This window comes from Sphingomonas sp. OK281 (genome assembly GCF_900115295.1).
GTDB lineage: Bacteria > Pseudomonadota > Alphaproteobacteria > Sphingomonadales > Sphingomonadaceae > Sphingomonas.
Genome location: NZ_FOVZ01000002.1, coordinates 781,667 through 805,349, shown reverse-complemented (window position 1 = coordinate 805,349; position 23,683 = coordinate 781,667). Strand labels below are relative to the sequence as shown.

General features: G+C 66.3%; 18 protein-coding genes. 9 read left to right on the top strand and 9 right to left on the bottom strand.

Annotation, left to right across the window (positions count from 1 at the left end):
• The first annotated feature begins 41 nt into the window (after nucleotides 1-41).
• Nucleotides 42-416 carry an Mth938-like domain-containing protein gene (locus BM244_RS09815; RefSeq protein ID WP_093398720.1) on the top strand — a complete coding sequence of 125 codons (375 nt, stop codon included), beginning with the start codon at nucleotides 42-44 and terminating at the stop codon, nucleotides 414-416.
• A 137-nt stretch (nucleotides 417-553) separates the two neighbouring features.
• Here the strand turns inward: BM244_RS09815 and BM244_RS09810 are convergent, their stop codons facing one another.
• Nucleotides 554-1,729: a glycosyltransferase gene (locus BM244_RS09810; RefSeq protein WP_093398719.1), complete on the bottom strand. Its 1,176-nt coding sequence runs from the start codon at nucleotides 1,727-1,729 to the stop codon at nucleotides 554-556.
• Nucleotides 1,730-2,086: 357 nt separating this feature from the next.
• Nucleotides 2,087-2,911, bottom strand: coding sequence for a class I mannose-6-phosphate isomerase (locus BM244_RS09805; RefSeq protein ID WP_093398718.1), 825 nt, complete (start codon nucleotides 2,909-2,911; stop codon nucleotides 2,087-2,089).
• 146 nt (nucleotides 2,912-3,057) lie between these two features.
• On the opposite strand from BM244_RS09805, the gene BM244_RS09800 reads away from it, so the two are divergent.
• On the top strand, nucleotides 3,058-4,005 hold the full coding sequence (locus BM244_RS09800; protein WP_093398717.1) for an outer membrane protein assembly factor BamD: 948 nt from the start codon (nucleotides 3,058-3,060) through the stop codon (nucleotides 4,003-4,005).
• Nucleotides 4,006-4,067: 62 nt separating this feature from the next.
• Nucleotides 4,068-5,732 (top strand): DNA repair protein RecN, encoded by a 1,665-nt coding sequence (recN, locus tag BM244_RS09795; RefSeq protein ID WP_093398716.1) that lies wholly within the window; start codon nucleotides 4,068-4,070, stop codon nucleotides 5,730-5,732.
• 197 nt (nucleotides 5,733-5,929) lie between these two features.
• Here the strand turns inward: recN and BM244_RS09790 are convergent, their stop codons facing one another.
• Together BM244_RS09790 and BM244_RS09785 are read right to left on the bottom strand one after the other, a co-directional pair.
• On the bottom strand, nucleotides 5,930-6,259 hold the full coding sequence (locus tag BM244_RS09790) for a hypothetical protein (RefSeq protein ID WP_093398715.1): 330 nt from the start codon (nucleotides 6,257-6,259) through the stop codon (nucleotides 5,930-5,932).
• Between the two features lie 141 nt (nucleotides 6,260-6,400).
• On the bottom strand, nucleotides 6,401-7,372 hold the full coding sequence (locus tag BM244_RS09785; protein ID WP_093398714.1) for an SDR family oxidoreductase: 972 nt from the start codon (nucleotides 7,370-7,372) through the stop codon (nucleotides 6,401-6,403).
• 116 nt (nucleotides 7,373-7,488) lie between these two features.
• On the opposite strand from BM244_RS09785, the gene ligA reads away from it, so the two are divergent.
• A complete protein-coding gene (ligA, locus tag BM244_RS09780) occupies nucleotides 7,489-9,669 on the top strand; it encodes an NAD-dependent DNA ligase LigA (protein WP_093398713.1) in 2,181 nt (726 codons plus the stop codon).
• 211 nt (nucleotides 9,670-9,880) lie between these two features.
• Complete coding sequence (locus tag BM244_RS09775) at nucleotides 9,881-12,598, top strand: TonB-dependent receptor (RefSeq protein WP_093398712.1); 2,718 nt, start codon at nucleotides 9,881-9,883, stop codon at nucleotides 12,596-12,598.
• Between the two features lie 63 nt (nucleotides 12,599-12,661).
• Here the strand turns inward: BM244_RS09775 and BM244_RS09770 are convergent, their stop codons facing one another.
• The 3 genes from BM244_RS09770 to BM244_RS09760 are packed head-to-tail and all read right to left on the bottom strand — an operon-like array spanning nucleotide 12,662 to nucleotide 16,749.
• The gene (locus BM244_RS09770; RefSeq protein ID WP_093398711.1) at nucleotides 12,662-13,999 is read right to left on the bottom strand and encodes a PepSY-associated TM helix domain-containing protein; all 1,338 of its coding nucleotides are present in this window, start codon (nucleotides 13,997-13,999) and stop codon (nucleotides 12,662-12,664) included.
• A complete protein-coding gene (locus BM244_RS09765; RefSeq protein WP_093398710.1) occupies nucleotides 13,987-16,275 on the bottom strand; it encodes a TonB-dependent receptor in 2,289 nt (762 codons plus the stop codon). Before BM244_RS09765 ends, BM244_RS09770 begins: the two co-directional genes overlap by 13 nt.
• 54 nt (nucleotides 16,276-16,329) lie before the next feature.
• Nucleotides 16,330-16,749, bottom strand: a complete 420-nt coding sequence (locus tag BM244_RS09760) for a hypothetical protein (RefSeq protein WP_093398709.1) — start codon at nucleotides 16,747-16,749, stop codon at nucleotides 16,330-16,332.
• Nucleotides 16,750-17,102: 353 nt separating this feature from the next.
• Between BM244_RS09760 and BM244_RS09755 the strand changes: the two genes are divergently transcribed.
• The 4 genes from BM244_RS09755 to BM244_RS09740 all read left to right on the top strand — a co-directional run bounded on the left by BM244_RS09755 (nucleotide 17,103) and on the right by BM244_RS09740 (nucleotide 22,606).
• On the top strand, nucleotides 17,103-18,245 hold the full coding sequence (locus tag BM244_RS09755) for a sensor histidine kinase (RefSeq protein ID WP_093398708.1): 1,143 nt from the start codon (nucleotides 17,103-17,105) through the stop codon (nucleotides 18,243-18,245).
• The gene (locus BM244_RS09750; protein WP_031393111.1) at nucleotides 18,242-19,039 is read left to right on the top strand and encodes a LytR/AlgR family response regulator transcription factor; all 798 of its coding nucleotides are present in this window, start codon (nucleotides 18,242-18,244) and stop codon (nucleotides 19,037-19,039) included. The genes BM244_RS09755 and BM244_RS09750 overlap by 4 nt, the downstream gene beginning before the upstream one ends.
• A 176-nt stretch (nucleotides 19,040-19,215) precedes the next feature.
• Nucleotides 19,216-20,232, top strand: a complete 1,017-nt coding sequence (locus tag BM244_RS09745; RefSeq protein ID WP_093398707.1) for a cell wall hydrolase — start codon at nucleotides 19,216-19,218, stop codon at nucleotides 20,230-20,232.
• A 505-nt stretch (nucleotides 20,233-20,737) separates the two neighbouring features.
• Entirely contained in the window at nucleotides 20,738-22,606 is a 1,869-nt protein-coding gene (locus BM244_RS09740) for an ABC-F family ATP-binding cassette domain-containing protein (RefSeq protein ID WP_093398706.1), read from the top strand.
• A 128-nt stretch (nucleotides 22,607-22,734) separates the two neighbouring features.
• Here the strand turns inward: BM244_RS09740 and BM244_RS09735 are convergent, their stop codons facing one another.
• Together BM244_RS09735 and BM244_RS09730 are read right to left on the bottom strand one after the other, a co-directional pair.
• Nucleotides 22,735-23,055, bottom strand: a complete 321-nt coding sequence (locus BM244_RS09735; RefSeq protein ID WP_093398705.1) for a DUF3297 family protein — start codon at nucleotides 23,053-23,055, stop codon at nucleotides 22,735-22,737.
• Between the two features lie 108 nt (nucleotides 23,056-23,163).
• A complete protein-coding gene (locus tag BM244_RS09730) occupies nucleotides 23,164-23,559 on the bottom strand; it encodes a hypothetical protein (RefSeq protein WP_093398704.1) in 396 nt (131 codons plus the stop codon).
• Nucleotides 23,560-23,683 lie beyond the last annotated feature (124 nt).

The following is a 23,683-nucleotide window of genomic DNA, read 5'->3' as shown; positions in this document are numbered from 1 at the left end:
GTTATGGGTCCCCGCCTCCGCGGGGATGACGGGGTTTTGTCATGAGGATGGACCGCGAGAAGACCGATGGGCCGATGATCTCGGCGATCGGTCGGGCTGGGTTCAAGGTCGACGACGGCTATTATACCGCGTTGTTGATCAGCCCCGAACGCGCGGATGGCTGGGAGCCGCCGGCGTTCGAGGCGCTGGGCGAGGCGGATGTGGCCGCGTTGCTGGCGCTCGATCCGCCGCCGGAGTTCCTGTTGCTGGGGACCGGTTCTGCGCTTCGCCAGCCGCCGCTTGCGTTCAAGCGTGCGGTGGAGGCACGGGGGTTCGGGATCGAGGCGATGGATAGCCGGGCTGCTGCTCGGGCTTGGGCGGTTCTGCGTGGTGAAGGTCGCTGGATCGTGGCGGCATTGTACCCGCTCGAGGGGTGATCTGAGACTGCTGATCCTCCCCCGCCAGGGGGAGGTGTCGCCGGAGGTGACGGAGGGGAGGCAGCGCAACCGATGTTTCCCTTTCCTCCCCCTCCGTCAGGCAAGCGCCTGCCACCTCCCCCTGGCGGGGGAGGATTCTAAAGCCGGTGATTCGCGGCCAGCGTTGCGAGGTGCTCGTAGAGCGCGGCGGTGTTGGCTTCCCAGGTGAAACTGGCGACTGTGGCGCGCGTCGCTTGGGGCGACGGCGGATCAGCCAGCAGGGCGCCGATCGCTGCGGCGAACGCTAGTGGGTCGCCTATCGTGACGCGGCCTGCTTCGGGCGATGTCACCACGTCATGCGCGCCGCCGGCGTCGGTGATGACGATCGGCGTACCGCAGGCGAGCGATTCGACCCAGGCGTTGGCGAGGCCTTCCGAGCTCGATGCGAGCGCGGTGACGTCGGCGGTTGCGATCAGCTTCGGAATTTCGGCGTGCGGCACGGCGCCGAGCAGGCGGACGCGGTCGGCTATGCCGAGTCGCGCGATCTGCGCTTCGAGGTTCGATCGCGCGGGGCCCTGCCCTGCGATGAGGAGCGTGACGCCGGGAAGGGCGGCGACCGCGTCGATGACGATGTCATGGCCCTTGCGCGGGATCAGCGCGCCGACCGAGACGACCAGCGGGCCCGCGATGCCGAGGGCTGCCTTGGCAGCGGCGCGGTCGACGGGGTGGAAGCGGTCCTGGTCGACGCCGGTGTGGTGGACGCGGATGCGATCGGCCGGCAAGCCCATCGCGACCATGTCGGCCTTCATCGCGGCGCTGACCGCGAGCATGCCCGCCGCGTCACGGCCTGCGTCGCGGACCTGGGCGGCAGTGGCGGGCGCGTTGCCCCAATGGTGGATGTCCGCTCCTCGCGCCTTGATCGACACGGGGACGTCGTAGCGTTTGCCGAGGGCGACCGCGGCGGGGCCGTCGGGGAAGAAGAACGATGCGTCGATCACGTCGAACGCGAAGTCTTTGCGGATCGTATCGAGCACGGGGATGAGCGCGCGTTGCAACGCGGCGGCGTGATGGCGGCCCTGGAGGAACGGCCGGACGGTGAAGCGCGGGCGGTGGATTTCGAGGCCCTTCCACCGTTCGTGCGTCGGCAGTTTTGCCAGGGTGGCGTAGTGGCCGAGGCGGCGGAGCGGGCCTGGGGGGAGGCCTATCGGTGCTACCGCTTGCAGCGAGACGTCCGGGTGTGCGGCGAGGCCGAGCGTCTGGCGTTCGACGAAGACGCCGAAATTGGGGCGGGTCGCATCCGGGAACAGGGTGGAGAGGGTGAGGATGCGGAGCATTGGTTCGGGGTTATAGGGGGTGGGTTAATGTGGGGTGAGCGGGGGGCAATGGTCTTGGAGGTGCGCGCTCAACGGTAACCGCCACCCCGGCGAAGGCCGGGGCCCAGTTGGGGGACGTAGCTAACGGAGCGCTGTTTTCCATTATTGCCACCTTTCCAACTGGGCCCCGGCCTTCGCCGGGGTGGTGGTTAGGTGGTGCTCGTTGTTGGGGTGGTAGTCACTTGGGGTGGTGGCAACCTAAGGTGTGGTTGCCCTCGATTACCTTGTTTCCCCGCGAAGGCGGGGACCCAGACTGGGCTCCCGCCTTCGCGGGAGAACAAAGAGGTGGGGTGGAACGGACGTTGAGACGCGGTGCCCTCAGATTCGCTTTGCGAGGGGATACGCGAACAGGACATCCGCGTCCGCACTCGTCGAGACGGTTTCGCTGCCCGTCATCGTGGCACACTCACCAGCCTTGAACGCGACGCCGGCGACGTCGCCCGAGCCGGTGATCGGGATCACCCAGCCGGTCGTGCCTTCGGGCAGGTTGACGACGTGGTCGCCGCCCTTCCAGCGCTCCAGCACGAACTTGGGGCCCTCGACCATGATCGTGCGGCCCGTCTCGATCTCGACCGGCGGCGCGACGGGGACGTAGGGCGTGGGGTCGGCGACTTCGATGCCGTCCTTCAGGTGCAGCTCGCGGTCGCTGCCGTAGTCGTAGAGGCGGTAGGTGGTCTCGGAGTTCTGCTGGACCTCGATCACGGTCAGGCCGCCGCCGATCGCGTGGATCGTGTCCGACGCGCAATACATGAAGTCGCCCGGCTTGACCGGCTTCCAGTCGAGCATGTCCTCGATCGTGCCGTCGATCGCCGACTGGCGAAGATCGTCCTTCGAGACCGGCTGCTTCGTGCCGACCGCGATCGTCGAGGTCGGTTCCGCGGCGAGGATCGTCCAGCACTCGTCCTTGCCGCGCGGCAGGCCACGCTCGTGCGCCTGTTCGTCGTTGGGATGGACCTGAACCGACAGCTTCTCGCTGGTGAACAGGTATTTAATCAGCAGATCGGGGGTGGTGTTGCCGGGCTCCTGGAACCAGACTTCGCCGATCGGCGGGGAGCCGGCGGCGGGGTCTTCGAAACCGGGCCAGAGCGTGTCGCGACCCCAGGGCTTCTCGACGCGGTGGGTGTGCAACAATGTGGCCGGCATGACATGATCCTCGACGTGAATGACGCAATGGGAATGATAGCGTCAACGCGCCACTATTGCCGTGCGATCCGGCCCACGGAAAGGCCCAATAGGGTGTGGCGAAAGGGATTGTTCGCCGAGCCCCGCATACGCTAAGGACAACGCCAATGCGTATCACCCAGTCACGTGCCCTCGCGGTCACGCTCATCGCCGCGCTCGCGCTCCCCATTGCCGGTTGTGCGAGCGGCCGCGCCGCGAAGGGCGACCTGCCCTATGTCGCGCGCGATGTCGGCACGCTGTACTCGACCGCGAAGCGCCGGCTCGACCAGGCGCGCTACAAGGAGGCGGCGCAGCTGTTCGACGAGGTGGAGCGCCAGCATCCCTATTCGATCTGGGCGCGTCGTGCGCAGATCATGTCGGCATTCAGCTATTACCTCGCCAAGGACTATACCGCGTCGATCAGCTCGGCGCAGCGCTTCCTGGCGGTGCATCCCGGTAATCGCGATGCGCCTTACGCCTATTACCTGATCGCGCTCGGCTATTACGAGCAGATCACCGACGTGACACGCGACCAGAAGATCACGCGGCAGGCGCTCGATTCGCTCGGCGAACTGATGCGCCGCTATCCGAACACGCGCTACGCGTCGGATGCGCGGCTGAAGATCGATCTGGTCAACGACCATCTCGCGGGCAAGGAGATGGAGATCGGCCGGTTCTACGAAACGCGCGGCCAGTGGCTCGCCGCGAACGGCCGGTTCCGCACCGTGATCGACAAGTTCCAGCAGACCACGCACACCCCGGAAGCGCTGATGCGGCTGACCGAGACGTATCTCGCGCTCGGCGTGCCCGTCGAGGCCGAGAAGGCCGGCGCCGTGCTGGGGCGCAACTATCCGGGTACCGACTGGTACCAGCACGCGTACGACCTGCTGAAGAAGAACCAGGTGCCGGCCGTACCGCCGCTCAAGCCCGGCGAGCAGGTGGTGCCGGTGGGGACCAAGGGTACGCCTTCGGTGATGGTCGAGCTGGACGAGCCGGGCTCGACCCCGACCGGTCCTGCAGAGCGCGCGCCGGCGGCACCGCGATCGGCCGGGCAGCCGTCCAACACCGGCAGCTGATCCACGACGCTGGAACATAGGGGGATCGCTTTGCGTGGTCGTTCGTCTATGGCGGACATACTATGCTGACCGAACTTTCCATTCGCGACGTGGTGCTGATCGAGGCGCTGGACCTGGGATTCGGCGAAGGGCTCGGTGTGCTCACCGGCGAGACCGGGGCGGGCAAGTCGATCCTGCTCGATGCGCTGGGCCTGGCGCTCGGCGGGCGCGGCGACAGCGGGCTGGTGCGGCATGGCGCGGCGCAGGCTGTCGTGACCGCGACGTTCGATGCCCCTGCCCCCGAATCGCCGCTGGCGCTGTTGTTCGACGAGAACGGGCTGGAGATTGAGCGCGGCGAGCCGCTGATCGTGCGGCGAATCGTCAAGGCGGATGGCGGCAGTCGCGGTTTCGTCAACGACCAGCCGGCGTCGGCGGGGCTGTTGCGCGAGATGGCGCCGCACCTGGTCGAGATCCACGGCCAGCATGACGAGCGCGGGCTGCTCAATGCGCGCGGGCATCGGGCGTTGCTCGATATCTTCGGACGGACCGAGCCTGGCGCGACCGGCAAGGCTTACGCGGCGTTTCGTGCTGCCGAAGCGGAGTTGGCGGCGGCGCGCGCGGATATCGAGACGGCGGCGCGCGATCGCGAATGGCTCGAGCATACGGTGGCCGAACTGACCGCGCTGGCGCCGGTCGCGGGTGAGGAAGAGACGCTGGCGGATACGCGGCGATCGATGCAGCGCGCGGAGAAGATCGCGGACGATCTCGCGGCGATCGACGATTTCCTCGAGGGCAAGGACGGCGGCATGGCGAAGCTGCGCCAGGCCGCGCGCGTGCTCGAGCGGATCGCGGAGGATCATGTCGCGCTGGGCAATGCGCTGGCAGCGGTCGATCGTGCGGTGATCGAGGCGTCGGTGGCGGAGGAGAGCTTGCGCGATGCGCGGGCCGAGATGGCGTATGATCCGCGCGCGCTGGAGGATGACGAGGCGCGGTTGTTCGAGCTTCGGGCGATGGCGCGCAAGCACCGCGTGCAGCCGGACGATCTGGCGGCGCTGGCGGACGAGATGCGCGCGCGGCTGGAGCGGCTCGATGCGGGCGAAGGCGGGATCGCGAAGATCGAGGCGCGGGTGGCTTCGGCGCGGAAGGCATTCGATGCGGCGTCGGATGCGTTGACGAAGCGGCGGCTGGCGGCGGCCAAGCGGCTCGACGTGGCGGTGGCGGGCGAGCTGGCACCGTTGAAGCTGGATGCGGCTCGGTTCCAGACCGTCGTCGCGCCGCTTGGCGACGAGGGCTGGTCGGCTGCGGGCAAGGACCGGGTGGAGTTCGAGATTTCGACCAATCCGGGCGCGCCGTTCGCTGCACTGACCAAGATCGCGTCGGGTGGCGAATTGTCGCGCTTCATCTTGGCGCTGAAGGTGGCGTTGGCGGAAGAGGGCGGCGCGTCGACGATGGTGTTCGACGAGATCGACCGAGGCGTCGGCGGTGCGGTGGCGAGCGCGATCGGCGAGCGGCTTGCGCGGCTGGCGTTGAGCACGCAGCTGCTGGTGGTGACGCACAGCCCGCAGGTTGCTGCACGGGGGGCGAAGCATCTGCTGATCGCCAAGAGCAGCGACGGGACGGTCACGCGGACCGGCGTGCGGGCTTTGTCGGAAAGCGAGCGGCGGGAGGAGATCGCGCGGATGCTGTCGGGGGCGCAGATTACGGATGAGGCGCGGGCTCAGGCGGAGCGGTTGCTGGAGCGGGCGTAGACGCGCGACGTTTTGCCTCCTGTTCCCCCCTCCCTGGAAGGGAGGGGTCGGGGGTGGGTCGGTTTCCACATGGTCGAACGTCGGCGGCACAATCGGGCCTACCCACCCCCAGCCCCTCCCTTTCAGGGAGGGGGGCCGACATTTACCGGGGAAAGGTCAGCTGAAGTCAGCCAAGTCCCGTACGGTTCTCCCGTAAATCAAGGCATCGCCTGCCGCGGGTGCCCCAGATGGATCTTCAGGACGGGCACGACGATATAGTCGCCGCCGACTTTCCGCAGGCCGTGCAAAGCCCGACTGCCGAAATCACCGTCTTCGTGGATCGCGGCGCGGACCGGCGCCTGTTCGGTATGGATCATGTCGTCGAGCCCGGCGGCACTGGCGTCGGAGCGCGGCCATAGCGATTGCTGGACGCGGTCGTCCGCGGACGAATCGTCGTTCCAGTCATAGCCGATCGCCGGGGCGGGCTTGGGGGAGACGTGAGTCTGCTGGGCGGCGGCGGGGGCGGCAAAGACTATGGCGATGATCATAGCTGCTGTTTTCATCGCACCCCCGATTCCACCCCAGCGAAGGCCGGGGCCCAGTTGGGATAAGTTTAGTTGGGGAACACGGTGCTCCCTTACAACGACCTTGCCAACTGGCCCCGGCCTTCGCCGGGGTGATGGGCGAATTCAGGACGCGCCGGTGCCGCCGTTCGCGCCGAAGAAGCTGCCGGTGGTGTAGCTGTCGCTCGGATCCGCCAGCGCGACGTAGAGACCCGCCAGTTCGGCCGGCTGGCCAGCGCGACCGAGCGGCGTATCCTGGCCGAATTCGCCCATCTTGCCCGGCAATTGTCCGCCTGCGACCTGCAGCGGCGTCCAGATCGGGCCGGGTCCGACCGCGTTGACGCGGATGCCCTGCTTGGCGAGCTGTTTCGCGAGCGCCTTGGTGAAGATCAGGATCGCGCCCTTGGTCGAGGCATAGTCCAGCAACTCCTTCTCTGGGCTCACCGAATTGACCGAGGCGGTGTTGATGATCGACGCGCCCGGCTTCATCAGCGGGATCGCCGCCTTGCAGAGGTGGAACATCGCGTAGACGTTGGTCTTCATCGTCCGGTCGAACTGCTCGAAGCTGATCTCGGCGATCGACTCCTTCGACTGCTGGTAGGCGGCGTTGTTGACGAGGATGTCGAGCCCGCCGAGTTCGCGATTGGCGCGTGCGATCAGGTCGTTGCAGAACTTCGCGTCGGTCAGGTCGCCAGGGATGAGGACGACTTTCCGCCCCTCGGCGCGGAGTAGCTTGGCGACGTCCTGCGCGTCGGGTTCCTCGGTCGGGTAATAGTTGATCGCGACGTCGGCGCCCTCGCGCGCGAACGCGATCACCGCAGCGCGACCGATTCCCGAATCGCCGCCGGTGACGAGTGCCTTGCGACCGGCCAGGCGCCCGGACCCGCGGTAGCTCGCCTCGCCGCAATCGGGAACGGGGTGCATGTTGCGCTGAAGCGCAGGCCATTTCTGGCGCTGCTCGGGGAAGGGTTGCGAGGGGTATTTGGTCTGCGGATCGGCGAGCGGCGCGGCGCCTTGCGCGAAGGCGGGCGCGGCGGCGGCGGCGAGGCCGGTGACGGCGGCGCCCTTGAACAGGTCTCGGCGGCTGGTGTCGGTCATGATGGCGTGTCCTGCGAAAGATTTCCTTGTGATGTCAGCGCGCAAGTCGGGCGAATGTTCACGCCATGTTGATCGAGGTCTTGTCGAAAGACGCCCCCCTCCCCTAACCCGACGCGATGACCGACCTTCCCGCGACCGAGACCGATGCCGCCGCCGAGCTGGAGACGCTTGCCGCGCAGATCGCGTATCATAACGCGCGCTATCACACCGACGACGCGCCCGAGATTAGCGACGCCGAGTATGACGCGCTGGTGCGGCGCAATGCGGCGATCGAGGCGGCATTTCCGGCGGCAGTGCGGAGCGATTCGCCTAGCCGGACTGTGGGCGCGGCGCCTGCGGGGCACCTCGCGAAGGTCGCGCATGCCAAGGCGATGATGAGCCTCGACAATGCGTTTGCGGACGAGGAGGTCGAGGAGTTCGTCGCGCGCGTGCGCCGGTTCCTGAAGCTCGCGGACGACGCGCCGGTGGCGCTGACCGCCGAACCGAAGATCGACGGGCTTTCGTGTTCGCTGCGGTATGAAGAGGGGCGTCTGGTCCAGGCCCTCACGCGTGGCGATGGCCAAGTTGGCGAGGACGTAACGGCCAATGTGCGGACCATTAGCGACATCCCCCAGACCTTGTTCCCCCGCGAAGGCGGGGGCCCAGACTGGGCCCCCGCCTTCGCGGGGGAACAAGAAAGGGGGAGCATACCTGCGGTCTTCGAGGTTCGCGGCGAGGTGTATATGGCGAAGGACGACTTCGCCGCCTTGAACGCGCGCCTGCTCGCCGAGGCGGAGGCGACGGGCAAGGACGCGCGGCAGTTCGCCAATCCGCGCAACGCCGCCGCCGGGTCGCTCCGCCAGAAGGACGCGAGCGTCACCGCGAGCCGGACGCTGCGGTTCCTCGCGCATGGATGGGGCGAGGCGAGCGTCGTGCCGGGCGAAACGCAGGCCGAGGTCGTCGACACGTTGCGCGGCTGGGGCTTCCCGATCGCCGAAGGGTTCGCGCGGGTCGAAGGAACGGCCGCGGCGCTCGACGTGTATCGAAAGATCGAAGCCGAGCGCGCCGACCTGCCGTTCGACATCGACGGCGTGGTCTACAAGGTCGATCGGCTCGACTGGCAGGCACGACTCGGCCAGGTCGCGAAGGCACCACGCTGGGCGATCGCGCACAAATTCCCTGCCGAACGCGCGCAGACCCTGCTGGAGCGGATCGACATCCAGGTCGGCCGGACTGGCGCGATGACCCCGGTCGCGCGGCTGTCCCCCGTCACGGTCGGCGGGGTCGTCGTGACCAACGCGACGCTGCATAATGCCGACGAGATCGAGCGCCTCGGGGTACGCCCCGGCGACCGCGTGCTCGTCCAGCGCGCTGGTGACGTGATCCCGCAGATCGTCGAGAACCTGACGCCCGACGCAGAGCGCGAGGCGTATGTCTTCCCGCATGTCTGCCCCGAATGCGGGTCCGCCGCCGAGCGCGAGGAGGGCGAGGTCGTCTATCGCTGCACCGGCGGGCTGATCTGCCCGGCACAGCGAGTCGAGCGGCTGATCCACTTCGCCTCGCGCCACGCGTTCGACATCGGTGGGCTCGGCCAGACGCTGATCGAGGCGTTCTTCCGCGACGGGCTGATCGAATCGCCCGCCGACATCTTCCAGCTGACCGAGGAGCAGCTCGCGGCGCGGAAGAAGGACGGGCGCGTCTGGGCGGCCAAGGTCATCGCGGCGATCGAGACCAAGCGGACGATCCCGCTCGACCGGTTCCTGTTCTCGCTCGGCATCCGCCACGTCGGCGAGATTACCGCGCGTGACCTCGCGCGACGCTATGTGTCCGCGCGGGCGCTCGGCGCGGTCCTGCGGCACGCGGTATTCCTGCGCGGCCAGATCGAACCGGTGATCGGCGAACCCGAGCGGAAATTCGTCCTACGCCGCGACAAGCTGCTGGTCGGCGCGATCGAGACGGCCGGGATCGGCCCCGAGGTCGCGAGCGCGCTGGTGGGCTTCTGCGCCGAACCGCATAATCGCCGCGTCGTATTCGACCTGTTGCGCGAGGTGAAGCCCGCCGACGTCGTCCACGAGACGCGCGAATCGCCGGTAACCGGGCAAATACTGGTCTTCACCGGCAGCCTCGAGACACTGAGCCGCGACGAGGCCAAGGCACAGGCGGAAGCGCTCGGTGCGCGCGTCGCCGCGTCGGTGTCGAGCAAGACCGGCCTGGTGATCGCCGGACCAGGTGCGGGATCGAAGCTCAAAAAGGCCACCGACCTCGGCATTCGCGTCATCACCGAAGTCGAATGGGCCGAGATCGTCGCCGCCAGCTAAGGCTGGTCACACTGTGTCCGGCGTTGGTTCCGATCGCCACGAAAGCGCTCGATTGCGTTGCCTTTTTGCAACGGACATTAACCGAGTGTGTCTGTGACACTTCGCGACTCGCCAATGTAACATAACCGAAATATCCGACGTGCAGGGGCACGGATGTCCGGTGGGAAAAGCCGACATCCAGAGCTACGGGCTCTAAGGGGACATTATTCAGATGCGTACAATGCTTGCTTGCGGGGTCGCTTTCGCCGCACTTTTGGTACCGGCTGCCGCTTTTGCGCAGTCGACCGGTACCGTCGATGCTGAAGCGAACAGCGAGATCCTGGTCACCGGGACGCGCGCCGACGACGTTGGTGGTGTAAAGGTCAGCAACACCTCGAAGAACAAGCAGGTCCTAAAGCAAGAGTTCATCTCCCGCCAGACACCGGGCCAGACAGTCAACGAGATCATCAACAGCCTGCCGGGCGTCAGCTTCCAAAACAACGATCCGTTCGGTTCGGCCGGCGGCACGCTGACGATCCGCGGCTTCGACTCCAGCCGCATCAGCCAGACGTTTGACGGCATCCCGCTGAACGACACCGGCAACTATGCGATCTATTCGAACCAACAGCTTGACCCCGAGCTAATCGAAGAAGTGAACGTCAACCTCGGGGCGACCGACGTCGATTCGCCGACCGCGTCGGCATCCGGTTCGACGGTCAACTATCGTACGGTCAATCCGACCGACGAGATCGGTGCTCGGATGGTCGGCTCGATCGGCGACTATAGCTTCTTCCGGACGTTCATTCAGCTCAACAGCGGCGTGTTCACGCCGTTTGGGACGAAGCTGTGGGTCGCAGCCAGCAGCGCGACTAACAATGTCGTTTTCAACGATTTCGGCAAGATCGAAAAGCAACAGTACAACGCCAAGCTGTACCAGCCGATCGGCGGCAATGGCGACTTCATCGCCGTGTCGGGCAACTACAACCAGAACCGCAACAACTTCTTCGGTTCGGCACCGCTGCGTGACGACAACAATGTCTTCACCTCGACCATCGTCAACGGCGTGCCGACGTTGGTAACCGGTGCGGTTCGCACCCCCGGCACCGCGACGACCAGCCGTTTCCCGCGCAACCGCGACGAACTGCCCTATTCGGTACCACGCTGTCAGACAGTGTCGGGCGTGACGGGCACGAACGATGTCCCCAACACCTGCGGCACGACGTTTGACGAGCGTTACAATCCGTCGAACACGGGCAACATCCGCGTCAATTCGCGCTTCACGCTGACCGACAAGCTGACCCTGACCGTCGACCCGAGCTATCAGTACACCAAGGCCAATGGCGGCGGCACGGTGCGCGCGCAGGAAGGCGGCTACACCCAGACCGCGACCGCGACTCGCGGTGCGATTACGACGCCGATCTATGGCTTCGTCGGTGGCAACTATTATTTCGGCCAGGATCTGAACGGCGACGGTGATGTCCGGGATCGTACCGCGACGGTCGGCACCGTCACGACCAACGGCGGCGTGACCCTTCTGGCACCCAGCCAGACGATCACGCATCGCTATGGTGTGATCTCGTCGCTCCGCTATGACTTCTCGGACTCGCAGAACCTGCGCCTCGGCTACACGCTCGACTATGGCCGCCACCGCCAGACCGGCGAACTGGGCCGCATCCTGTCGAACGGCGTGCCGATCGACGTGTTCCCGGTCAACGACGGTCTGACGGCAGTCAATGGCCGCATCGTCCAGAAGCGCGACCGCAAGTCGTTAGCCGTACTGAACCAGGGTTTCGGCGAATATCGCGGCACGTTCTTCGACGCGCTGACGGTGACCGTCGGCGTCACCGCGAAGTTCTTCAAGCGCGAGCTGAACAACTACTGCTTCACGACCGCCGCGAACGGCAACGTCGACTGCCTGGGCTTGGACAATGCGGCGGACAACGCGATCTACGCCGCGGCCAACCCGCTCTACGCGGCACCCCAGCAGCGCAACTTCAAGTATAATCGCGTACTGCCGAACGTCGGCTTCGTGTACAATACGCAGGGCCACTTCTCGATCTTCGGCAATTACTCGAAGGGCGTACAGGTTCCGGGTACCGACAACCTTTACCAGACTTTCTTCTATGCGACCGGCACCGCTGCGGCCAATCCCACGCCGGAGACGACGGACAATTTCGACGGTGGCATTCGGTATACGTCGAGCCGCATTCAGGCATCGGTCGGCCCGTGGTACACGCGCTTCACCAACCGTCTGGCAGCGTCCTACGATCCCGACACGCAACAGACGCTGTATCGTAACCTGGGTCGCGTCGACAAATACGGTGTCGACGGCAGCGTGTCGTATCGGCCGATCAACGAACTGCTGCTCTATGCTTATGCGTCGTATCTGAAGTCCGAGATCAAGAACGACGTCCAGATCGGTACCTGCACGACGAACACGACGATCAACTGCTCGGCGGTCGGCGCGCCGATCTTTGCATTGACTGAGGGCAAGCGCGAGTCGGGCGCTCCTGTGTACACGTATGGCGGCCGAATCCAGGCAACGCTGGGTCCGCTTGATTTGGGTGTGCAGGCCAAGCGTACGGGCCGGCGCTACCTGAACGACCAGAACCTCGGCCAGATCGCCTGCACCGTTGCGCTGGTCAACACGGTCTGCCCGACCGTCGCCAATACCACGGCGGCCTTCCCCACGGCGACGCGCGGCGTCCAGTACAGCACCTATGGTGCGGTCGCGCCGGGCTACACCACGGTCGATTTCGACGTTCGCCTGTCGCTCGACTGGGCCGGGATCGAGAACAAGAAGACGTATATCCAGCTCAACCTGCAGAATGCCTTCAACAAATATTATATTGGTGGCTTCACGGGCGGCTCGACGCTGGTGACCGCGGTACCGTTCGTCCAGATCGGTTCGCCACGCGCCTTCATCGCATCGCTCAACGTCGGGCTTTAATCGCTCAAGATACCACGCGCGATCGGCCGCCGTTCCCTTCGGGGAGCGGCGGCCTTTTCGTGTCTAGCGTGGGACGAGGCGGTCGAGGGCGAGGACCGCGACGAGCGTTGCGCCGAACAGCGGCATCGCGACGCCGAGCGTGGCGATGCCTGCGATCAGGAGGGGGCCGTAGCGGGGGCGGGTCAGCCTGATCGGCGCGCCGAGCGTGCCGGGCTTGCGGCGGCGCCACCATAGAACGGTGCCGGATATGGCTAGGGTGGCGAGCAACGTCGTTACCAGCGTGCCGAGGATCTGGTTCGCGAGGCCGAAGAAGGCGCCTTCGTGGATGGCTATGCCATAGCCTACCGCGCGGTCGATCCATTGACGCTGGGCGAAATCGCGGCGGTCGAGGATCTGGCCGGTGGCGCCGTCCAGGGTCAGGCGGGTGCGTTCGGGACGGTTTGCGGACTCGGAGCCGATCGTCCAGTTCGCGGTGCCGGGCTTCGGGGCGATCAGGACCGGGGCGGCGAGCGGGAGGTGCTCGGCCGCCGCTACCATGCGGTTGAGGTCGCCGGGATGCGTTGCCGGAACAGGCGGCGGCGGGGCCATCGTCATGCCGCGGTGCTCGGCGTGTTCGTCGATCTTCGCCCTCGATTTGTCGGCGGGCTTGCCGGCGATCATCCAGTCGACCGGGCCGTCGGTGGTGCCGGTGGCGGTACGGACCGCGGCGAGGTAGCTGCCCCAGGCGTTCGCCCAGGGCAGGCCGGTCGCGATCAGGAAGATCGCCACAAGGCTGACCCAGATGCCGGCAACCGCGTGCGTGTCGCGCCAGAACAGGCGGCGGCCGCTTCGCCAGCGGGGATATAGGACTCCTGCAAGCCCCTTCCGCCCTCTGGGCCACCAGAGATAGAGGCCGGTGAGCAGCATCGTGATCGTCCAGCAGGCGGCGATCTCGACGATCCAGCTGCCGACCTTGCCCGCGAGCAGCGTGCCGTGGAGCGCGGAGATGGTCTTCATCAGTCGGGCGTCCTCGCGGACGCTGCCGAGGACTTGGCCGCGGTAGGGATCGACATAGACGCGCGTCTCCACGCCGTCCTTCGCGATGAGGACGCGGACCGCCTGGGTCGGCGTTTCGGGGCGTTCGTATTTGCCGAACCGCGCGCCCGGTCGTGCGGCGAGCGCGGTGGCGACGATCGCTTCCGGCGTGGCGCGCGCGCCGGTGACCGGCAGGTTGTCGTAGCCGCGCTCCTGCCACGCCTCGATCTGCGGCTTCCAGAGGTAGATCGTGCCGGTGACCGACAGCCACAAAATGAACGGCAGGCAGAACAGCCCGGCATAGAAATGCCAGCGCCAGACCGCGTTGTACCAGGAAATGCCCTGCCCCTTCACCTTCACCTTCACCTTCACCTTCACAGTTTCCATGTGAGATCGGCCTGAAAGCTGCGCTGTGGGAAGGGGTGGAACAGGAAATAGCGGTCGTTGCCGACGTTATCGACGCCGAGCCCGAGCGTGTAGTGATCGCCGACGCGGAACTGCGCGCGGAGATCGACGACGAGGTATTTGTAGAAGCCCTGATAGGTGTTGCCGACGACATCGCTGTTGTCGAGCGTGCCGTAAAGGCGGCTGGCGTAGCGGCCGGCGGCGGTGAGCGCGATACCGTCGGCGGGGCGCCAAGTGCCGACCAGAGTCGCCTTCCATGCGGGGACTTGTGGCAGGCGCTTGCCGACCGAGGCGGGGAAGGCGGTGTTCGCGCGCGTGGTCGCGTCGGCATAGGTGACGCTGGCGGAGAGATCGAACCGGTCGACGATGTCGGTGCGCTGGACGACGGCCTCGACGCCTCTAGCGCGCGTCCGGTCGACGTTCTGGACGAAGGTGGCGAGCGTGGTCGTGCCGTTGAGCGGACCGGTCTGCGAGATCAGCGCGTCCTTCACCGATTCGTTGAACAGCGCGACGCGGACGAGGCCGTGGTCGTCGTGATGCTCGAGGCTGATCTCTTCCGACAGCGCGCGTTCGGGGCGGAGGTTCGGGTTGGGGACCGCGGCGACGGGCGTGGTGACGATCTGGTAGAGTTCGCCGACGGTCGGGAAGCGCCATGCCGTGCCGAACGAGGCGCGGGCGGTCCAGTTGGGGCTCGCGGTCCAGGCCAGCGACGCCTTGGGGGAGAAGCGCGCGGCGGTCAGTTCGGGTTGGATCGCGGCGATCGCGGGGGTCAATGAGACGTTGCGGCCATCATAGGCGCGCCACCATTCGTAGCGGCCGCCGAGCGTCAGCGTGACGTCGGCGATCGGCGTCCACGCATCCTGTGCCCAGACTGCGGCGGTCCGGGTCTTGCCCTTGGACTGGAGGTTCAGCACGCCGTCGCCACCCGCTATCCAGTCGGTGGTCGTGTACCGGTTGCTGTTCAGGACGAACCGATCGACGTGCGCGCCGGCGCTGACGACGTGGTTGCCGCCGTGCCATGCGGCCTTCGCATCGAGCGTCGTCCAGCCGGTGCCGTCGAGCCGGGCGATCGTCCCTGCCCCGCCGGTCCGTGCGGCAGGTAACGCGGTGGTCGGGACGCGCTGAACGTCATGGGCATAGTCGTAGAGCGTGCCGATGACCTGCCAGTCGATCGCTTTCCACGCGCCGGTGGCCGAGAGCGCGTGGCTCCAATGGCGCTGATCCTGCGCGTAGGTGCCGCCGGAGAACGCGCTCGGTGCGACCGTGTAGGCGCGGCCGTCGACGTTGAACGATCCGGCATAAGCGGGCTGGCCGGTGGTGGCGTCGGCCAAATAGGTCTGCGCGACGGCGTCGGTGTCGTTGAGGAACAGCGCCCCGACATAGGTGAGGCGGATGCCGGACGTGACGTCGAGCGCGGCCTTCAGCTTTAAGCGATCCTGTCGCTGATGCTCGATCCCGCTCGCGCCGAGCACGCGGATCGGGGCGTTGGTGCGGTTGACGTCGTCATAGCCGCCGGTGACGGGCGTACCGGTCGCACTGGTCCCGGTTGGGCGGGAGGCGGTGACATAGAGCAGAGGCTGGCTGTTGCTCGTGACGTGGTCGTAGCTCGCGAACAGGCTGAGCGGGCCGAACCGGTCGCCGAGCGTCGCGCCGACCTGGTACGCCGGAAGCGTGTCGCGCGTGCCGTATTGGTCGTAGCGCTGGACGTTGGTGCCGGCGGTCACGGTCGCCTCCAGCGTGTCCGGCAGGCGCGTGGTGATGTTGACGACCGCGCCGATCGAATTGCCCGGATAGGCCGCGGAGAACGGGCCGTAGAGCACGTCGACGCGGGCGATCTCCTGCGGGCTGACGAGGCCCCAGCGCGGGGAGGCGTTGGTGTTGTTGTTGCCGATCAGGGCGGAGAGCAGCGCACCGTCTGCGTAGACGAGGCTGCGGGCGCTGGCGCCGACGCCATTGGTGCGGGTGGCGAGCGGCGCCTGCGTGTCGCCGATGTGGCGTTTACGGACGAGCAGGCTCGGCAAATATTTGAGGCTGTCCTCGGCGTTGATCGCGTTCGTGGTGGTGGCGATCGTCGCGCCGTCGACGCTGGCCTGGGTAGCCGGGGCGTTCTCGATCGACTGCGATTGCTTGCGCGCGAGGATCAGGATGTCGGTCTGTTTCTTGGGGGCGTCTTCGGCAAGCTGGGCGGCCGCCGGGGTGGCGAGCGCGATCAGCGAGGCGCAGGCGAACCCACGGGTTCGCGCGTTGGGCGTAGGCATGGAATGTCCTTCGATTCTGGGCGTGGCAGCGCTTCTCGGAAGCGGCGTGCGGCGTCAGGCGAAGGGGGGCGGACCGGTCTGCGGGGGCGGCGGCGCGGCGAGGCCGTGGCCGATCGTGACTAGGACGCGAGCAAGCGCTGGCGTCGCGCGAATGCGGACGGGGGGTAGCGGGGCGGCGAGCGTCGGCATGTCGATCGCCGGGGTGACGCCGGCGAACGCGCACGGATGCTCGGGGCCCTGGCTATGATGCTCGGAAGATTTCCGGTGATGCATGCCGGCCATGGCATGCTCCATCGGCGCCTGGGCCGATGGTATCGTCGGGCCGGTGCCCGAGCAGAGCACGATACGGAAGCCCTGCGCATCGGCGACCGGCATCCACCCGGTCGGAATCAGCGCACGTACGAGCATGGCGCAGGCGAACACCAGCAGCAGCCAGCGGCGATGCGTCGCGGTCAGGGTGCGGAGGGCGGCCATGCTCGCGGCGGTTTGCGCCGGGTGGGAGGGCGCTGCAAGTGGGCGTTTGGTCCGGGGGCGGCGTGAGATGCGGTGGTGCGCTGGATGCTGTGTTCGTCGTCAGGCCTGGGCATGGGCCGACCTGCCCACTTGCTGGGCGGGAGGGGTTGGGGGTGGGTTGGTCGGCTTGGGTCTCGAAGGGTGGGATGTGCGGAAGCCGACCCACCCCCTGCCCCTCCCTTCCAGGGAGGGGGGAAAGATTGAGGGCGGTGTCCGTTGGATTTGCGCGCTGTCGGGAGATTCATACCCGTGCACGCTCCTCACCTGCCGCAGCTTTTGCGTGTCCTCGCCGCCGCGTGTAAGACCGCGGGCCAATGGCTACCTCTTCTGCCTCTTCCGGCTCGTCCGCCCTCAACTCCGCCCGGCGCCTGCCCTTCACCGCGCGGCCGTTCTTCGAGAACAAGGCGCGGGCGTTCTGGATCCTGCAGGCGGTCGGGTGGAGCGGATACCTGCTGCTGCGCGGCGTGGTGTCGATCTCGAACGGGCTGTCGCTCGACGGGGTGATCCCGGTGATCGTCGAGGCGATCGTCGGATATTGCATCACGCTGCTGCTCTCGACGATGTACGGCCAGTATCGGCGGATGAACCGGCTGGTCGGGATATTCCTGACGATCGCGACGCTGGCGGCGGCAACGTTCCTGTATGCGGTGCTCGACGCGTTCACCTTCTCGTTCATCGCGACCGCGACGCCGGGGGTGACGCTCACGCGACTGCTGGGGTCGGTGTATGTTACCTTCACGGTGCTGTTCGGGTGGTCGGCGCTGTATTTCGGGATCAACTTCTACCTGATCGTCGAACAGCAGATCGACCAGATGGAGCATCTCGAGAACCAGGCGTCGTCGGCGCAGCTGGCGATGCTGCGCTATCAGCTCAATCCGCATTTCCTGTTCAACACGCTGAACTCGATTTCGACGCTGGTGCTGCTCAAGCAGACCGAGCGGGCGAATGCGATGCTGAGCCGACTGTCGTCGTTCCTGCGCTATACGCTGGCGAACGAGCCGACCGCGCACGTTACCGTCGCGCAGGAGGTGGACCAGCTGAAGCTGTATCTGGAGATCGAGAAGATGCGCTTCGAGGACCGCATGCGGCCGAAGTTCGATATCGATCCGCGCGCCGAACGCGCGCGATTGCCGTCGCTGCTGCTGCAACCGCTCGTCGAAAACGCGATCAAATATGCCGTCACCCCGCAGGAGGAAGGCGCCGAAATCTGCGTCGAAGTGCGGCTCGCCGGGGAACGCGTGCAGATCGCCGTATCCGATACCGGTCCGGGCTTGATCGAGGGCCGGATCGGTTCAAGCCAATCCACAGGCGTGGGGCTCGCTAATATTAGAGACAGGTTGGCTCAGGCATATGGGCCCGACCATCGTTTCGAAACCCGCTCCACGCCCGCTGGCGGATTCTCGGTCGAGATCGAGATTCCGTATCAGCTTGAAGACGTGAACAGAGAGGCCGCATGACCATCCGTACCATTCTCGTCGACGACGAGCCGCTGGCGATCCAGGGGCTGGAACTCCGACTCCAGGCCCATGAAGACGTCGAGATCATCGAAAAATGCTCGAACGGCCGCGAGGCGATTCGCGCGATCAAGACTCACAAGCCCGACCTGGTCTTCCTCGATATCCAGATGCCGGGGTTCGACGGGTTCTCCGTCGTGCAGGGCCTGATGGAGGTCGAGCCACCGCTGTTCGTGTTCGTCACCGCGTATTCGGACCATGCGTTGCGCGCGTTCGAGGCGCAGGCAGTCGATTACCTGATGAAGCCGGTCGAGGAATCGCGGCTGGCCGATACGATCGAGCGGGTTCGGCAGCGTTTGAGCGAGAAGCGCGGCGTCGAGGAAGTCGATCGGTTGCGCGAAGTGCTCGCCGATGTCGCGCCGGATGCGGCGGCGGACATGCCGGATGGCGACGCCGTGTCGGCGAACCGGTTCGAGAAGCTCATCAACATCAAGGATCGCGGGCAGATCTTCCGCGTCGATGTGGACACGATCGAGCGGATCGATGCGGCCGGCGATTACATGTGCATTTATACCGGCGATAATACGCTGATTTTGCGCGAGACGATGAAGGATCTGGAGAAGCGGCTCGATCCTCGCAGGTTCCAGCGGGTGCATCGGTCGACGATCGTGAATTTGGATCTGGTGAAGCAGGTCAAGCCGCATACTAACGGGGAATGCTTCCTGGTGTTGAATTCTGGGGCGAGCGTGAAGGTTTCGCGGTCGTATCGTGATGTGGTGGCGCGGTTCGTTCACTGAGGTCTTGATCCTCCCCTGGAAGGGGAGGTGGATGGCGAAGCCAGACGGAGGGGTATCGCCCCTTCGATAGCGTGATACCCCTCCGTCAGCCCTGCGGGCTGCCACCTCCCCTTGCAGGGGAGGATTAGGGGTGCCGCGTTAACCAGTCCCTAAATCCCTCGGCGTAGAGCGGGGGGATGAAGACGTCGGGTTACGGCCTTTATCCCCATGTGCTGATCAGCCTGCCCGCTCTGGTGATGGCGACGTCGTGCGTGCCGGCGGATCGGCCGGCGGCGATCGCTCGGGTGCAGCCTGAGCGGAACTCGCGTGCCTTGCTGAGCCGGATGGCGTTGCATGTGCCGGATGACATCTCCGCGAAGATCGCCACGGCCATGCCCGATGTGCCGTTTGCGGCTGCGACGCCGTTCGTTGCCCCGCCGTTTCTGACGTCGAACTCTGTCGTTGACGCGAGTCGTGCGGCCGACTGCCTGACGGCGGCAGTGTATTACGAAGCGCGGTCGCAGTCGGAGGATGGGCAGCGGGCTGTGGCGCAGGTGGTGTTGAACCGGGTGCGCGATCGGGCCTTTCCGAACAGTGTTTGCGGGGTGGTGTATCAGGGGGCCGAGCGGCGGACCGGGTGCCAGTTCAGCTTTACGTGTGACGGTTCGATGAACAGGGCGCGCGAGCCGGGGGCTTGGGATCGCGCGCGGGCGGTGGCGGCGGCGGCGCTTGGTGGGAGCGTGTATGCGCCGGTCGGGGCGGCGACGTCGTTTCATACGACGAGCATTTTGCCTTGGTGGGCGTCGAGTCTTGCGCGGATCACGACGGTTGGGGCGCATGTGTTCTATCGCTGGCAGGGGGCGCTGGAGCGGGCGCTGACGTTTCGGCAGGCTTATGCCGGGGTCGAGCCTGGGGTTCGGGGTGTTGGTTTGGCTAGCGGTGGTGGCGTGGCGGCGGTCGCGGCGCAGGTTGCTGGCGTTTCGGTGCATTATGGTAACCGGGACGACGTTGCGGACTCAGGTGCGGGGCCGGCCGATGCGTTGCATGGGGTGACGGTGCACCGGGGGGTGTTGCGTTCCGGTTCGGCGATTGCAGGGGCGGCGGTTGCGCAGACGCGGTTGGTTTCTGGGGTGAGGGTCCATGTTGGTGGGCGAGCGGCTCCGATAATGGGCGGCGGTGAGAGTTCTGACGCCGTCGTTTCGGACGAAACCTGATAGCTCCCTCCCCTTCAGGGGAGGGTTGGGGTGGGGCGTTTCCGCGGACGTGTCGATCGGGGCAGTTCCCCACCCCGACCCTCCCCTGAAGGGGAGGGAGTTTTAGAGGCTCCCTATTCCAATACCTGCACCACCCCGGCGGAGGCCGGGGCCCAGTTGGGGGACGTTGCCAACTGCGGACTGCGCTTCGTTACGACCACCTTTCCAACTGGGCCCCGGCCTTCGCCGGGGTGGCGTTAGGAGAAAACCCGCTTCGTCATGCGCTTCCGCAAGCGTAGCCCAGCAAGGTACTTCCCGTTTAGCGAGACTGTCTGCCCCCCTCCCTGGAAGGGAGGGGTTGGGGGTGGGTCGGCTGGCTTGAGCCATCACGGTTCGATAATGCGGAAGCCTACCCACCCCCTGCCCCTCCCTTCCAGGGAGGGGGGCTCGGCTCGGCTCGGGCAGACGTAGCGATGAGACACCCCTCCCCTCGCAAAACCATGCTGCATCTGCTAACGGCACGCCCATGCTGAACCTGAACAATATCACGGTGCGCCTGGGCGGACGCGTTATCCTCGATGGCGCCACCGCCGCGTTGCCGCCGGGCTCGCGCGTCGGGCTGATCGGGCGCAACGGCGCGGGCAAGTCGACGATGGTGCGCGTGATCGCAGGGCAGCTGGAGCCCGACGACGGCTCGGCCGACATGCCGAAGGGCGCGCGGATCGGGTACCTCGCGCAGGAAGCACCGCACGGCGTGAAGACTCCATTCGAAACCGTGCTCGAAGCCGATCTGGAGCGCGCCGCGCTGATGATCGAGAGCGAGACGAGCGAGGATCCCGACCGGCTCGGCGACGTGTACGAGCGGCTGATCGCGATCGACGCCTATACCGCGCCCGCGCGCGCCGCGCAGATCCTGCTGGGGCTCGGGTTCGACGAGGACATGCAGGCGCGGACGCTCGACAGCTTCTCGGGTGGCTGGAAGATGCGCGTCGCGCTTGCCGCGTTGCTGTTCTCGCAGCCGGACCTCCTGCTGCTCGACGAGCCTTCGAACCATCTCGATCTGGAAGCGGTGATGTGGCTTGAGGACTTCCTCAAGGGCTACAAGGCGACGATCGTGGTGGTCAGCCACGAGCGCGATTTCCTCAATAACGTGGTCGATCACATCCTGCATCTGCAGGGCGGCAAGATCACGCTGTATCCGGGCGGATATGACGCGTTCGAGCGGCAGCGTGCCGAGCGTCTCGCGCAGATCGAGGCGGCGCGCGCCAACCAGGCGGTGCAGCGCGAGAAGCTGCAGGAATATATCGCCAAGAACTCCGCGCGGGCTTCCACCGCGAAGCAGGCGCAGTCGCGGCAGAAGATGTTGTCGAAGATGCAGCCGATCGCCGAGAGCTACAACGATCCGACGCTGTCGTTCGGCTTCCCAAACCCGACCGAACTGCGCCCGCCTCTGATCACGCTCGACATGGCGACGGTGGGCTATGCCGACGTGCCGATCCTGAAGCGGCTCAACATGCGGCTCGATCCCGACGACCGGGTCGCGCTGCTCGGGCGCAACGGCAACGGCAAGACCACGCTCGCGCGTCTGCTGGCGGCGCAGTTGACGCCGATGGACGGCGAGATGTCGTCGTCGGGCAAGATGAAGGTCGGGTATTTCACGCAGTATCAGGTCGAGGAACTCGATCCGACCGATTCGCCGATCGAGCATATGTCGCACCTGATGAAGGGCGCGACCCCGGCCGCCGTGCGCGCGCAGTTGGGGCGGTTCGGGTTCTCGGGCGACAAGGCGACGACCCGGGTCGGCAAGCTGTCGGGTGGCGAGCGAGCGCGTCTGGCGCTGGCGCTGATCACGCGCGATGCGCCGCACCTCCTGATCCTCGATGAGCCTACCAACCATCTCGACGTCGATGCGCGCGAGGCTTTGGTGCAGGCGCTCAATGCGTATACCGGCGCCGTGGTGCTGGTCAGCCATGACCGGCATATGCTCGAGCTGACCGCGGACCGGCTGGTGCTGGTCGATGACGGGACGGCGAAGGAATTCGACGGCAGCCTCGACGATTACATCGCGTTCGTCCTGAAGGGCGACGGCGGCAAGGGCGATGCGGCGTCGAAGGCCGACAAGAAGGCGGGCAAGAAGGCTGCGGCCGAGGCGAAGAGTAATGACGCGGCTCTGCGGAAGGCTCTGCGCGAGATCGAGGAGCAGACCGCGAAGTTCACCAAGGAGCGCAATGCTCTGGACCGCGCGATGGTCGATCCGGCGACTGCGGAGCCGCGGTTTTCGCGGATGTCGATGGGGGATTTGAGCAAGCGCCGCGCCGAGGTGCATGCGAAGCTCGAGGCTAGCGAGGCGAAGTGGCTCGAGGCTAGCGAGGCGCTGGAAGGGGTGGAGGCTTAACCTTCTCCTTACGCCCCTCCCTGGAAGGGAGGGGTTGGGGGTGGGTCGGCCTGTTGGCGGGCTCGGGTGGATCCCAAGCAGCCTACCCACCCCCGGCCCCTCCCTTTCAGGGAGGGGGGGAAGATAGGTCAGCCCTCGTCAGTGTCCGCGCCCGCTGCCGGACGTTCGAACCAAGCCTCGACCGGCCCGACCAGCTTCAGGGTCAGCGGGTTGCCGTTGCGGTCGACCTTCTTGCCGAGCGCGACCCGGATCCAGCCTTCCGAGATGCAATATTCCTCGACGTCGTGGCGCACCTTGTCCTTGAAGCGTATGCCGATGCCGCGTTCGAGCAGGTCCTGCTGGAAGAACGGGCTGCGCTGGTTGATCGACAGGCGATCGGGCGGCGTGTCGCCGGTTGCGGCCGGGGTGGCGGCGGCTTCGGTCTCGGGGGTGTGGGGCGTGTCGGTCATGGTCGCGCGTCTAGCGGCAAGCACCGGGGACGCGCCAGAAAAAAGACGCGACGCGAAAAAGCGGCGCCGGGATTGCTCCCGACGCCGCTTCTCTGTTCGATGACCAGATCAGTTGCAGACCTGGACCGCGACCCGGTCGCCATAATAGGGATCGACCCGCCATTCGTTCCAGCACCGCGGACGGTAATCCTCGCGGTAGTAGGTCCGCACCGGCTCGGCGTAATAGGCACGCGGCGGGGGACCGCGATAATAGCCGTCGTCGTAATAGCCGCGGTTGCGGTTGTTGCTGCTGGCGATCGCCGCGCCGACACCGAGGCCCAGGATGCCGCCCAGTACCGCTGCACCGGCCGCGTTGCCGCCACCGCGATGACCGTGCCAGCCGCCGCCGTAACCGCGCCCATAACCCCCGCGACCCCAGCGCTGTGCGTCGGCCGGTGCAGCCGCCGTCAGAGCCGTTGCGGCGAGTGCCACGCCGAGGCCTGCCTTCTTCAAAAATCCGTTCATCTTCCGAACTCCGTTACTAGTTACGCCCGGTCCGCTTGGGACAAACGCATAAGTGTCCGACCGTGTTTCAGGATTTAGGCGATTCGGTCTGAACTGGTTCGGAACGGGTTGTTAACCCACGGTA

Excerpts from the sequence above, each read along its gene's own strand:
- BM244_RS09815 (WP_093398720.1), top strand. The coding sequence starts at position 42 with ATGAGGATGGACCGCGAGAAGACCGATGGGCCGATGATCTCGGCGATC.
- BM244_RS09810 (WP_093398719.1), bottom strand. The coding sequence starts at position 1,729 with ATGCTCCGCATCCTCACCCTCTCCACCCTGTTCCCGGATGCGACCCGC.
- BM244_RS09805 (WP_093398718.1), bottom strand. The coding sequence starts at position 2,911 with ATGCCGGCCACATTGTTGCACACCCACCGCGTCGAGAAGCCCTGGGGT.
- BM244_RS09800 (WP_093398717.1), top strand. The coding sequence starts at position 3,058 with ATGCGTATCACCCAGTCACGTGCCCTCGCGGTCACGCTCATCGCCGCG.
- recN (WP_093398716.1), top strand. The coding sequence starts at position 4,068 with ATGCTGACCGAACTTTCCATTCGCGACGTGGTGCTGATCGAGGCGCTG.
- BM244_RS09790 (WP_093398715.1), bottom strand. The coding sequence starts at position 6,259 with ATGATCATCGCCATAGTCTTTGCCGCCCCCGCCGCCGCCCAGCAGACT.
- BM244_RS09785 (WP_093398714.1), bottom strand. The coding sequence starts at position 7,372 with ATGACCGACACCAGCCGCCGAGACCTGTTCAAGGGCGCCGCCGTCACC.
- ligA (WP_093398713.1), top strand. The coding sequence starts at position 7,489 with ATGACCGACCTTCCCGCGACCGAGACCGATGCCGCCGCCGAGCTGGAG.
- BM244_RS09775 (WP_093398712.1), top strand. The coding sequence starts at position 9,881 with ATGCGTACAATGCTTGCTTGCGGGGTCGCTTTCGCCGCACTTTTGGTA.
- BM244_RS09770 (WP_093398711.1), bottom strand. The coding sequence starts at position 13,999 with ATGGAAACTGTGAAGGTGAAGGTGAAGGTGAAGGTGAAGGGGCAGGGC.
- BM244_RS09765 (WP_093398710.1), bottom strand. The coding sequence starts at position 16,275 with ATGCCTACGCCCAACGCGCGAACCCGTGGGTTCGCCTGCGCCTCGCTG.
- BM244_RS09760 (WP_093398709.1), bottom strand. The coding sequence starts at position 16,749 with ATGGCCGCCCTCCGCACCCTGACCGCGACGCATCGCCGCTGGCTGCTG.
- BM244_RS09755 (WP_093398708.1), top strand. The coding sequence starts at position 17,103 with ATGGCTACCTCTTCTGCCTCTTCCGGCTCGTCCGCCCTCAACTCCGCC.
- BM244_RS09750 (WP_031393111.1), top strand. The coding sequence starts at position 18,242 with ATGACCATCCGTACCATTCTCGTCGACGACGAGCCGCTGGCGATCCAG.
- BM244_RS09745 (WP_093398707.1), top strand. The coding sequence starts at position 19,216 with ATGAAGACGTCGGGTTACGGCCTTTATCCCCATGTGCTGATCAGCCTG.
- BM244_RS09740 (WP_093398706.1), top strand. The coding sequence starts at position 20,738 with ATGCTGAACCTGAACAATATCACGGTGCGCCTGGGCGGACGCGTTATC.
- BM244_RS09735 (WP_093398705.1), bottom strand. The coding sequence starts at position 23,055 with ATGACCGACACGCCCCACACCCCCGAGACCGAAGCCGCCGCCACCCCG.
- BM244_RS09730 (WP_093398704.1), bottom strand. The coding sequence starts at position 23,559 with ATGAACGGATTTTTGAAGAAGGCAGGCCTCGGCGTGGCACTCGCCGCA.